This window comes from Taibaiella helva (assembly GCF_003545695.1).
GTDB lineage: Bacteria > Bacteroidota > Bacteroidia > Chitinophagales > Chitinophagaceae > Taibaiella > Taibaiella helva.
The window spans coordinates 390,336-401,555 of sequence record NZ_QUZZ01000003.1; the positions used below are offsets into that span (position 1 = coordinate 390,336).

At 51.6% G+C, this 11,220-nt stretch carries 8 protein-coding genes; 4 read left to right on the forward strand and 4 right to left on the reverse strand.

Annotated features, from left to right (window positions below; translation table 11 throughout):
* Positions 1-84 precede the first annotated feature (84 nt).
* The 3 genes from DZC79_RS21650 (at position 85) to DZC79_RS06985 (ending at position 6,918) form a co-directional block, all read left to right on the forward strand.
* Positions 85-2,187, forward strand: a complete 2,103-nt coding sequence (locus DZC79_RS21650; protein ID WP_157976983.1) for a TonB-dependent receptor plug domain-containing protein — start codon at positions 85-87, stop codon at positions 2,185-2,187.
* 307 nt (positions 2,188-2,494) lie between these two features.
* Positions 2,495-3,394 carry a DUF72 domain-containing protein gene (locus tag DZC79_RS06980; RefSeq protein ID WP_118950831.1) on the forward strand — a complete coding sequence of 300 codons (900 nt, stop codon included), beginning with the start codon at positions 2,495-2,497 and terminating at the stop codon, positions 3,392-3,394.
* Positions 3,395-3,564: 170 nt separating this feature from the next.
* A complete protein-coding gene (locus DZC79_RS06985; protein WP_118950832.1) occupies positions 3,565-6,918 on the forward strand; it encodes a TonB-dependent receptor in 3,354 nt (1,117 codons plus the stop codon).
* A 154-nt stretch (positions 6,919-7,072) separates the two neighbouring features.
* On the opposite strand, the gene DZC79_RS06990 is transcribed toward DZC79_RS06985, so the two are convergent.
* A complete protein-coding gene (locus DZC79_RS06990; protein WP_118950833.1) occupies positions 7,073-7,294 on the reverse strand; it encodes a class I lanthipeptide in 222 nt (73 codons plus the stop codon).
* A 264-nt stretch (positions 7,295-7,558) separates the two neighbouring features.
* Entirely contained in the window at positions 7,559-8,563 is a 1,005-nt protein-coding gene (locus tag DZC79_RS06995) for a fatty acid desaturase (RefSeq protein WP_118950834.1), read from the reverse strand.
* 98 nt (positions 8,564-8,661) lie between these two features.
* Between DZC79_RS06995 and DZC79_RS07000 the strand changes: the two genes are divergently transcribed.
* Positions 8,662-9,267 (forward strand): DUF502 domain-containing protein, encoded by a 606-nt coding sequence (locus DZC79_RS07000; protein ID WP_118950835.1) that lies wholly within the window; start codon positions 8,662-8,664, stop codon positions 9,265-9,267.
* Positions 9,268-9,346: 79 nt separating this feature from the next.
* Here DZC79_RS07000 and ispF read toward each other — a convergent pair whose 3' ends face one another.
* Together ispF and porV are read right to left on the reverse strand one after the other, a co-directional pair.
* Positions 9,347-9,826, reverse strand: a complete 480-nt coding sequence (gene ispF, locus DZC79_RS07005) for a 2-C-methyl-D-erythritol 2,4-cyclodiphosphate synthase (RefSeq protein ID WP_118950836.1) — start codon at positions 9,824-9,826, stop codon at positions 9,347-9,349.
* 201 nt (positions 9,827-10,027) lie between these two features.
* Positions 10,028-11,206, reverse strand: coding sequence for a type IX secretion system outer membrane channel protein PorV (gene porV, locus DZC79_RS07010; RefSeq protein ID WP_157976984.1), 1,179 nt, complete (start codon positions 11,204-11,206; stop codon positions 10,028-10,030).
* Positions 11,207-11,220 lie beyond the last annotated feature (14 nt).

Consider the following 11,220-nt stretch of genomic DNA (forward strand, 5'->3'; position numbering starts at 1 on the left):
GAAATGGAATAGATAAGGGTTTTGGAAACAGTCCGTGTTTCCGGCTCTGGCAAATAATGTTAGTAGTACTAATGAAAAGAGGGCATGTACCGGAAAATATTCATGTATGCCGGGCTGCTCCGCCAGGCCTTGCTGCTGGCCATTTTGAGAACAGGCGTAGCGTATTACCTTTGCCCGCAAATGTCCGCTATGCGATTACAATTTACCTTTCCGCTTGCCCTGGCGTTGCTGGCTGTAACGCCGGCCTTTGCCCAAACGCCGGTAAATACCGAAGAAGAACCACAGTATATCAACCCGCTGATGGGTGAAGACGACGAGCTGTACACTACGGGTTCAGCCGATACCGGCGGCGACCGTAAATACTATATCCAACCTCTGAACGAGATCACCATCCAGGAAAACCGCCTGCAGATCCCTTTTGCAGAGCAGAACCGCAATATCCGTATCCTGGACCAGAACCTGATCCGTACATTGCCGGTGAAATCAGTAAATGAGCTGTTGAGCTATGTTTCTGGTGTTGACGTACGCCAGCGTGGCCCCTGGGGCGTTCAGAGCGATATCGGTATCGACGGCGGCACTTTCGACCAGACACTGGTGCTCATCAACGGGATCAAGATCAGCGACCCCCAAACCGGTCACAACATGATGAATATCCCGGTACCGCTGGAAGCGATCGATCGCATCGAGGTGTTGCGCGGCCCCGCGGCCCGTATCTATGGTGTCAATGCGCTTAATGGCGCTATCAATATCATCACCAAAAAGCCGGAGCGCACCGGCGTTACAACCAATGTATATGCCGGCAGCAGCTTTAACCGCGATAGCAGCGACAACAAGCTGTATGGTGGCTATGGCGTACAGATGACCGCCAGCCTGGCCGGAGAAAAGGTGCAGCACTATATCGCGCTGAGCCGGGAGCAGGCTTCCGGCTACCGGTACAACACGGCTTTCTACAACAACAAGGTCTTTTACCAGAACAATATTGAGCTGGGACAAGGCAGCGCCCTGCAATTCCTGGGCGGCTATACCGGTAACGATTTCGGGGCCAACAGCTTTTATTCCGCTCCCGGCGATAAGGAGTCGAAAGAGAAAGTAGAGACCGGTTTACTGGGCGTGAGCGCTACCGTAAAGGCCAATCCTTACTGGACCATTAAGCCCAGGGTGAGCTACCGGTACAACCACGACGATTACATTTACATAAGGCAGAAGCCAGAGGTCTATCATAACCGTCATGAGACGCATGTGATCGATGCCGAACTGAACAATACTTTCGAGACAGACCTGGGCATGTTTGGCCTGGGGCTGGAGCTGCGCAACGAGCGGATCAACAGCAGCAGCCTGGGCAACTGGCAACGCAGCAACTACGGTTTTTTCGGAGAGTACAGCTTTAATAAAGTGAAGAACCTGCTCGTGAACCTGGGCGCCTACGCCAATTATAATTCCGAGTTTGGCTGGCGGGTATTGCCGGGCATCGATGCCGGTTACCGTATTTACGGAGGCTGGCGGATCTTTGCCAATGCCGGGGCGGGACAACGCCTGCCTACCTATACCGATTGGTATTATAAGGGACCGCAAAATATCGGGAACGACCAGCTGCGGCCCGAGTATGCCTACAATGTGGAAGGCGGTGTCAAATACAACGACCGCAGGCTCAATGCTTCGCTGAGCTACTTTACCCGGCATACCGACGGGTTTATTGATTGGGTGAAAGATACCGTGACGGCGCCCTGGCAGCCGCGCAACTTCAGCCAGATCAACACGCGGGGAATTACCTTGTCGGCCGATTACCGCTGGCGCAGCCCCGATGAATCTCAGGCTCCGGTAGCGCTGATCACCGGCCTTTCCTATACCTATCTTGATGCTTCTATCAGCGCCGATGCGGCAGCAGGAGATGCGAAGCCGGTTTTATCACAGTATGCGCTGGAGCATTTGCGTCACCAGCTGTGCGCCAACATCAACGCGGAGTTTTTCCATATGCTTACAGTAACTGTCGCTGCCCGTTACCAGCAGCGGGTAAGCTATAAGGACTACGGCCTTCTCGATGCCCGCATTGCTTATGTGCATCGCCGTTTCAGCATTTATGCTGACGTAACCAACCTGACTAATGTGCAGTACATTGAAACAGGCGCTGTACCAATGCCCGGCCGCTGGGTAACCCTGGGCCTGAAATGGGCCTGGTGGCAGCACTAAAATAATCATCCAGACACCACTGTATGACCAGATCCGGCCCGTGGCCGGATCTTCTGTTGATGGACAGGATTAATTTTTAATGACCGGATTATGAAAGGTATGTATTGGCCGGAAGCAGAAAATATGCTTCCGGCCAACACTATTTTCTACTCCGGCGCGTTAGTACCCTGGCGGGTTATCTTTGTCTTGCTATTAGGCGCGGCAATTTTTGTACCTTGACAAAGTTTTGCCAGCCACAGAAATTGTATAGCGGTTTTCTTTTTGCAGAGAATAGGATCTGTCGTTACCAAACAAAACACCCCCGGCGATGGAATTTGGAAAGGTTACCCAACAAGAATTGGATCAGATTGATTTTTGCTTACCCCCGGATCCTGAGACCAACCGGCCGATCCTGGCCAAAGGGAAAGGGAAAACACGTTTTTATATCGGCTGTGCGAAATGGGGAAAAAAGGATTGGGCGGGCGCCATTTATCCTCCCGGGATAGGCGAGCAGGACCTGCTCCATTACTATTCCCGGCTCTTTAATACCATTGAGTTCAGCGGCTTTTACTACAACCTCCACAGCAGGGAGCAGATCCTGAAATGGAAAAAGGCCGTCCCACCGGGATTCCTCTTCTGTCCCAAGCTGCCCCAATACATCACCCATGTGCGGCGTCTGAAAGACGTGCAGCGCCAGGTAGCCGAATTCGTAGACCTGGTTTCCGTTTTCGGCAGGAACCTGGGGCCGGTTTTCCTGATGCCGCATCCGCAGATGCAGCCACAGGAAAGGGATACGCTGGAAGCCTTTATTGAGAGCGTTCCCTCATCCGTCGACTTGTTCCTGGAATTGCACAATAAAGCCTGGTATCCCTCGGGAAACTATGATGCAAAGCTTTTTCAATTCCTGAAGCAGAAAAAAAGAGGAACGGTGATCACCGATTCGGCCGTCAGCCCCGAAGCCCTGCATATGCAGCTGAGCCGGCCGGAATGCTATATCCGCTTTATCGGCAACGCTTTGCATGCTACTGATTACCGCCGTATCGACAATTGGGTGGAACGGATAAAGCAATGGATGGATGCCGGCCTGGAAAAATGCTATTTCCTGGTGCACCAGCGTGACGAACGGCATGCCCCGAAGCTGATCCGGTACCTGGTCGAACGGCTGAACAGTCATTGTGGTACAGCGCTGCCCCTACTGCCTTTGCAGGCGCCTCTTGTGCACAGCTAACGATTGCCTTGGATTGGCATTTCTTCAATACGCATTTTCAGGTAAAAAACCGGTTTTTAAAAGAAAATTACACGTTTCTTTCACAATAGTTAAACAATATCTTAATACGGGCGATAATATAGCCTTAATATGAACGGGAGAATTTTGCAGCATAATCAACAAAATCCATTATGCGACTTACTTTACGTTCATTGCTTACCCTGCTGTTCCTCTGCGGCGCCTGGATAACCCGGGCGCAGGTAACAACAGCTGGTCTTCACGGCTTTATTAAGGATAGTGAAAATAAAGGGCTTCCCGGCGCTACTATCAAGGCCGTTCATACGCCCTCAGGTACCACCTACGGAACAATGACGCAAACCGACGGTAACTTCGTTATCCAGGGTATGCGTCCCGGTGGTCCCTACACAGTGGAAATTACTTATATCGGGATGACCCCGCAAAAAGTAGAAGGTATCGAGCTGAGCCTGGGCGAAAGCTATACGCTGAACCGCAGCCTGAAAGAAACGGAAGGCGAAGAAATTAAAGAGGTGCAGATCGTAGGTAATAAGAGTGCGATCCTGAACAGCGACCGTACCGGCGCGGCGACCAATATCAACTCCCGGTCTATCAGCCGCCTGCCCAATGTGAACAGGAGCCTTACCGACCTTACCCGCCTCACGCCGCAATCCAGCGGTAACATCAGCCCTGCCAGCAGCAGCGGCGGTTTTGCCGGAAGGGACGGCCGCTACAACAATATCCAGATCGACGGCGCCAACTTCAACAACGGTTTCGGTCTCAGCTCCGATCCGCTGCCCGGAGGGGGCAACCAGCCGATCTCGCTGGATGCGATCGATGAAGTGCAGGTGAATGTGGCGCCCTACGATGTGCGCCAGAGCGGCTTTACCGGCGCCGGTATCAATGCGGTTACCCGCAGCGGTACCAACGAGCTGAGCGGATCGGCCTACGGGTTTCTCAGGCCAAAGAGCTTTACCGGCTTAAATGTAGGTAACCAGAAGCTGAAAGAGGATGCCCGTATCTCCAATAAAATTATCGGTGCACGCCTGGGCGGACCTATCATCAAGGATAAGCTCTTCTTCTTCGCCAATTTCGAATATGAAAACCGCCAGGCCTCGGGAAATACCTGGCTGGCTACGCGTCCCGGTCTTCCGCAAGGTGGTAATGTTACCCGCGTGTCGGCTGCCGATCTCGATGCCGTTAGTTCCTATCTGAAGTCCAATTACGGCTACGATCCCGGGGCCTATGAAGGATATGCCAACAATTATACCAACAAGAACACCAAGGCCCTGCTGCGCCTCGATTGGAACATCAACGATAAGCACAAGCTTTCTATACGGTACAACCAGATGAACGGTACCAACGATCAGGGTACCAATAACAACTCCGGTCCCAATCCCCGTTCTTCGGCTAACCGTATCAGCAGCGAGTCGATCTCCTTTGAAAACGCCAACTACTCGTTCAAAAATACCGTATATTCTGTTGCGGCTGAGTTGAACAGCACCTTTGGTTCCCGCATCAGCAACCAGTTTCTGGCTACCTACAGCCGTATCCAGGATACCCGCGAAACCCCTGGAAGTATCTTTCCCTTTGTTGATATCTGGCAGGAAGGACGGAACTACATCAGCTTTGGCACCGAGCTGTTTTCGTACAATAATGATGTGATCAACCACAACTTCAACTTTACCGATAACATTACTTATATCACAGGCCGGCACACCTTCACTGCCGGTGCGAGCTTCCAAACCATGAGCTACGCAAACAGCTACCTGCGTGAAGGCACTTCTTATTACCGCTACGACTCACTCTCACAGTTCCTTAGCGGCGGCCGTCCTTCCAGCTATGCAGTTACTTATCCTTTCGCCGGAAGCGATGGCTATGCCAAAGTGAAGTTCGGTCTGGCAGGCGCTTATATACAGGATAAGATTGCTGCTAATGAAAGACTTAACATTACCCTGGGTGTTCGCGCCGACCTGCCCATCTACCTGGATAAGCCGCCGGCAAATCCTGTTGTAGACACACTGTCCCTGCTGAACAAAGACGGGCAGCCGACACACTATACTACCGCTTCCTGGCCCAAATCAAAACCCCTGTTCTCTCCCAGGGTTGGCGTGAACTTTGACGTGCTGGGCGATAAGACCTTGCAGCTGAGGGGCGGTACGGGTATCTTTACTGGTAATATTCCTTTCGTGTGGTTAACCAATATGCCTACCAATGCCGGTGTGCTGCAGAATACCTTTGAGCCGGTAGATAACACGACGCTGAGCCAGATTACCCACCTGGAAAAGGATCCGCGCTACTGGGTAGATCACCTGCCCGAGCGCTTTCCGAAGTCGCCGGGTGCCAAAGCGCCGGGTAGCGTAGCCCTTATCGATCCCGATTTCAAAATGCCCCAGATATGGCGCTCTAATATCGGCGCCGATTACAAGCTGCCAGGTCTGCCCCTGGTTGCCACCCTCGATGTGATCTACAGTAAAGATATCAACGCCGTCTACCAGTTCAATGCCAACCGCAAAGATGCGCCCCAGCAGCTGGATTATTCCGGCGATCACCGCGACTACTGGGGCGGCAGCAGGAATGCTACCTATAACCCCGCTACAGGAACCGTTATTCCAGTGCTGAGCAATACTGGTAAGGGCTATTCCTTTACCTCTTCGATAGGCGTAACGCTCAATCCTTTCCATGGTTTTGCCGGTAGCCTGTTCTATACTTATACCAATGCCAAGGACATTTCCGGTAACCCGGGTTCAGCAGCGGGTTCGGCCTGGAGCAACAACTATGCGGTCAACGATCCCAATGAGCTGCTGATGGGCTGGTCGCAATATGCCGTACCGCATCGCATTGTAGGAACCCTCTCTTACCGCATCGAATACCTGAATCACCTGGCCACTACATTCTCCCTGTTTTACCAGGGATCTAACCAGGGTCGCTTTGCTTACACTTACAATGGCGATATCAATGCCGATGGTGTGAGCCTCGACCTGCTGTACATTCCCAGCAATGCCGCCGATCTGAACTTCGTGCCGATCAAGGATAAGAATGGTAATACCACTTTCAGCGCCGAGCAGCAAAGGCAGGCTTACGAGCAGTTTGTGGCCAGCAGCAAAGCGCTTTCTAACAGCAAAGGCGGCTATGTAGAACGCAACAACGGCCTGATGCCCTGGATCAATCGTTTCGACTTCCGTTTGCTCCAGGATGTATTTGTTTCCACAGGTAAAAATAACCGCAGGCACACCCTGCAGGTAAGCCTCGATATGATCAATGTAGGCAACCTGCTGAATAAGAAATGGGGGCTCTACAAGCAGCTGAGCGGTGGTTCCGATTACAACTTCCCCCTGCTTAACGTAGTGGATGCCAACGGAAGGCCGACTTCCGATAAGGATTACACGCCCTCCAGCAAGCCTTCCTTCCAGATGATCACGGTGAAGGATGAGGCAGGTAAAACCATACTGCCTTCCGATCCCTTCCGCAACCTGTTCTCTACCGGCAGCACCTGGGGTATGCAGCTGGGCTTGAGGTACACGTTTTAAAGCGCAGATATTGCGATCATAAGAAAGCGGCCGGTTTATCCGGCCGCTTTTCTTTTTGTCTTAGGGAAAGCATCTCAATGTTGCTGCAAGGAAAAGGTGCCAGGGATGCTTTCGGGCTTAAGTAATTTCCTGACTATCATTAGCAGGCGTCTTATCAGGCGCAGCCGCTGGTCGGGCAGTTCTGGGCTCCTGTCGGGCAGTTGCCGCATACGGTTACCGGGTTCTGGGTAATACAGGGGCCGCAGTAAGAAATGCCTGCTGTATAGCAGAACTGTGAGGCTCCTCCAGCCAGCTGGTTTTGTTCCGGGTTGTCTAATGCAGTAATGGAACGCTTGTTCAGATCGAGCTTTTTGAGCTGCATGGCCTTCTTTTTCATAAGTTTTGATGTTTTTAGGTCATCTCCCTTGTCTTATCCGCCATAAGGAGTTTTCAGCGTTACTGTTGTTGGTGATGCGTTGTTAAAGCAACAGTATTTCCAAATCTATGATAATCGCTTTGCAGCCCGGACTGCCGTTTGGTGTCGTGTGGGGAATACTTTGTCGCAGGCCTGTTCCGCTTTGTGGCACGAAAGGAGGAGAAAAGAAAAAGGGCTGTCCGGTGATCCGGGCAGCCCTGCAGTTATTTTAGAAAGAGATCAGCTTTATTCCTGTTCGCTCACCGTCTCCGTGGTTCCTGTTGCTTTCTCTGCCTTTTTCTTGCCCCTGTTGTCGCGGGCCATGCGTGAATACACCGAGATCTTCTTGTCGAAAAGGAACTGGAACAGCAATACGGTATAAGAAGTGTGATAACCCAAGGTGTTGTAGTATTGTCCGGCAAATTTGCGGATCTTGGGCAGCTTATTCCAGGGAACGGAAGGGAAATCATGGTGCTCGTTGTGATAGCCTACATTGAGGTTAACGGTATTGAGCGGGCCATAATAGCTTTTGGTTTCCTGGTCGCCATGAGTGAGGAAGTGTTCCTGTACCCAGCGCGCACCCAGCGGGTGCAGGCCGATGGAAAAAAAGAAGCTGGCCACGAGGTAAACGGTACCCTTTGCACCGAAGAAATACACGACAGCCGCCATGAACGCGATCTGGATGATCCAGTTGACTACAGTCCAGGCGTCGAAGATCTTGATCTCTTTGGTCAGGCGCAGGGGACGCAGGGCCTGAAACACCGGATAGAAGAGCAGCCACAAGGCTTTGCCTACTGGGGCATTATTGATCAGCTTGGCTTCCCAGCGGAAAGGCATGTCGGCGTCGACGGCTTCCACGCCCTGGAAAGAGTGATGCTTGAGGTGGTATTTGGTAAAAGAGATCGAACTGGGAAATACCTGCGGCAGATTGGCGATAAGGCTCGCAATGGTGTTCAGGGTGCGGTTCTTGAACAGCAGGTTGTGAGAGCACTCGTGAACGCATACATAGAGGGTATGGCAAGCGAAGGCGCCTACCAGGTAAGCCACTACGAAAATCGCCCACCAGGGCATGTCTTTGGTAAAATAAGAGAGGACTACCTGTATGCCTACGCACAGCAGGATAACCAGTAAAGTATAGGGATTCCTTCCGATAAGGGTCCTGATCTCGGGATGTTTCTGAATGATCTCCTTGGTACGTGCTTTATGTGGTTCAGGGTTGTCCGACCAGCGAAAAGAAGTTAATTTTGCCATCTCAGTATTCTAGCTAGAAATAATGGGCAAAAGTAATGAATACTTAAGAAATCTGGCTTAGCAATTTCCTATCCTTATATATTAAACTATCGTACACCATGCGCCGTATCGCCGGATTCTTGTTTCGTTCGTTCCTGCAGGGCTTAGTTATCCTGGGGCCAATTGGCGTTACTGCTTATGCGATCTATTTTGTATTCACCAGCCTGGACCGGATGGTGCCCTACGTGTCGGAATGGGCTCCGGGCGTGGGCTTTATGATCGTGGTGGTTTTTATCACGTTGGTCGGCTACACGGGTACGCGCTTCTTTTTCGGGCGCTGGATCGTAGAAGGGTTCAGCTACCTGCTCGAGCATACGCCGGGGATCAAGCATATCTACTCGTCAGTCAAAGATGTGATCGATTCCTTTGTCGGCGATAAGAAGAAATTCAACAGTCCCGTGTGGGTACGTACCAGCGAGCAGCCCGAAATATGGCGTATCGGCTTTCTTACCCGCCAGGACCTGGGCGAGTTGGGTATGGGAGACAAAGTGGCCGTATACCTGCCGCATTCCTATGCGATCTCCGGTTGGGTGATCATTGTGGACAGCGATACAATTAAGCCGGTTGAAGGAATGAATGCCGCTGAAGCGATGAAATTCGCGGTAAGCGGCGGTATTGCCGGCTTGCATGTGCACGAGCATCATCACGAAGAGACCAAGGCATAGCTTTCTTTACAGGCAAGCGCGGTGCAAGCAGGGTTTCAGGCCTGCAGGCGCCGCCCTTCGCGCATTACGGATGATAAGATCAATGTTTGTTGAGCAGCACGCTGGCATAGGCCATTACCCCTTCTTCCCGGCCTACAAACCCCAGCTGTTCCGTAGTAGTAGCCTTAATAGACACGTCGGTGCGTGGAATGCCCAGGGTAGTCGCAATGGCATCGATCATTTTGGGGATATGCGGCTTGATCTTCGGCTCCTGCAGGCACACCGTACTGTCGATATTGACAAGCCAGTATCCCTTTTCCTTTACCATATTGTAGCTCCTGCGCAGCAATACTTTACTGTCAATCCCCTTGTAGCGGACATCTGTATCCGGGAAATGCGTGCCGATGTCTCCCAGGCCTACCGCGCCCAGCAGGGCGTCGCAGATGGCATGTAGCAATACATCGGCATCCGAATGACCCACAGCGCCTTTATGATGCTCCAGCTGTATGCCGCCCAGCCAGAAGGGTATTCCTTCCTGCAGACGGTGAAAATCGATTCCGTTTCCAATACGTAATTGCATGATGATAAATATTCCGTGGATAAAATATGTTATGGTGTATGCATGGCAAAAATAAAAAAGCCGTTTTTACCGGGCAAATGTAAAAACGGCTTTTTTATTTAAGGGTATCTTCCTTCAGGAAGAGAATTTGGTAAGGTGATAGACTATCCGGTACGAAAACAGCCAATTGAATTTTGTCCCAAGCCTATCACCTTAGTCTGCTTAGCCTTCTTTTTTCTGGAAGAAGGACTTATCGAAATCGAAAAGTAAAGAGAAGCGGAGGGTGTTGGACAGCGGGTTACGCGCTACGCCGGATCCGGAGGGAACCAGGTAAGAGAAGTTCAGGCCGAATACGCTGTAGCGTACACCCAAACCGCAGGTAAAGTACTGACGATCACCGTTATTCTTGTTTTCATAAAAATAACCGGCACGTACCGCAAACTGATCCTGGTACCAGTACTCACCACCTATAGAGATGGTAGTGCCGTAGCCGGGAGGTGCTTTGGTGAAAGAGCCCAGCATGCCGGATACCACGCCGTCATTGGGAATATAACCACCCGAATCCACGCCGTTCACATCTTTATAGTAACGGGGAGCCGGAACGAGGGCCTTATTCAGATCCAGTGCGGCCGTCACTTTATTGTAAGCATCGATCTTATAGGTATATGCTGCACCCAGGCCAAGGTTGATCGGCAGGAAGTCGCGCTGGTTTTGCGAATAGCTGATCTTTGAGCCCACATTGGACAATACGGCGCCGGCGCTGAAGGTACCGCTGCGGTCTTCTGCCATTTCTTTGGTCGAGGTGTAAAAGACGCCTGCGTCTACAGCAAAGGCTTTACCCGGGCTATAAGCGCCGGCCTCGTTGGGTGCGCCTGCTGCAATGTTGGAACTGATGTAACGCATTGTCGCGCCTACCGAAAGCTGGTTGGAAAGACGGATAGAATAACCAAGGTCGAAGGAGAACTCCCTGGGCTTACCGCTACCGGCGGGTTGGGCATCGAAAGTCGTATAGTCGATATTACCCAGGTTGAAATAACGCAGAGAGGCGCTGATAGCCTGGTTGCTTTCCTTCCCGAATTTCTTGTAGGCAGAAAGATAACCCATGAAAACATCGGGAACAAGGTCTTTCAGCCAGGGAGTATAAGTTACGGAAATGCCCATATCCTTGGGGCTCATAGCCAGCTTGGCAACATTCCAGTATTGGGCATTTGCGTCAGGAGATAAGGCGATGCCGACATCACCCATAGCGCCGCTGCGGGCATCGGGTGAAATGCGTAAAAAGGGTACTGCGGTAGTAATTGCACCAACCCTTCCATCTACTCCGGTTCGTTGTGCGTAAGTTTGGGTACCTATTAAGCCGGTCAGCATAGTCAGCCCGACAATAGCAAAGCGTTTAGCCATTCGTCTTCTTGTTA

What these genes read in the sequence shown, in the direction of transcription:
- DZC79_RS21650 (WP_157976983.1), top strand. Translation starts at nt 85, where the DNA reads ATGTACCGGAAAATATTCATGTATGCCGGGCTGCTCCGCCAGGCCTTG.
- DZC79_RS06980 (WP_118950831.1), top strand. Translation starts at nt 2,495, where the DNA reads ATGGAATTTGGAAAGGTTACCCAACAAGAATTGGATCAGATTGATTTT.
- DZC79_RS06985 (WP_118950832.1), top strand. Translation starts at nt 3,565, where the DNA reads ATGCGACTTACTTTACGTTCATTGCTTACCCTGCTGTTCCTCTGCGGC.
- DZC79_RS06990 (WP_118950833.1), bottom strand. Translation starts at nt 7,294, where the DNA reads ATGAAAAAGAAGGCCATGCAGCTCAAAAAGCTCGATCTGAACAAGCGT.
- DZC79_RS06995 (WP_118950834.1), bottom strand. Translation starts at nt 8,563, where the DNA reads ATGGCAAAATTAACTTCTTTTCGCTGGTCGGACAACCCTGAACCACAT.
- DZC79_RS07000 (WP_118950835.1), top strand. Translation starts at nt 8,662, where the DNA reads ATGCGCCGTATCGCCGGATTCTTGTTTCGTTCGTTCCTGCAGGGCTTA.
- ispF (WP_118950836.1), bottom strand. Translation starts at nt 9,826, where the DNA reads ATGCAATTACGTATTGGAAACGGAATCGATTTTCACCGTCTGCAGGAA.
- porV (WP_157976984.1), bottom strand. Translation starts at nt 11,206, where the DNA reads ATGGCTAAACGCTTTGCTATTGTCGGGCTGACTATGCTGACCGGCTTA.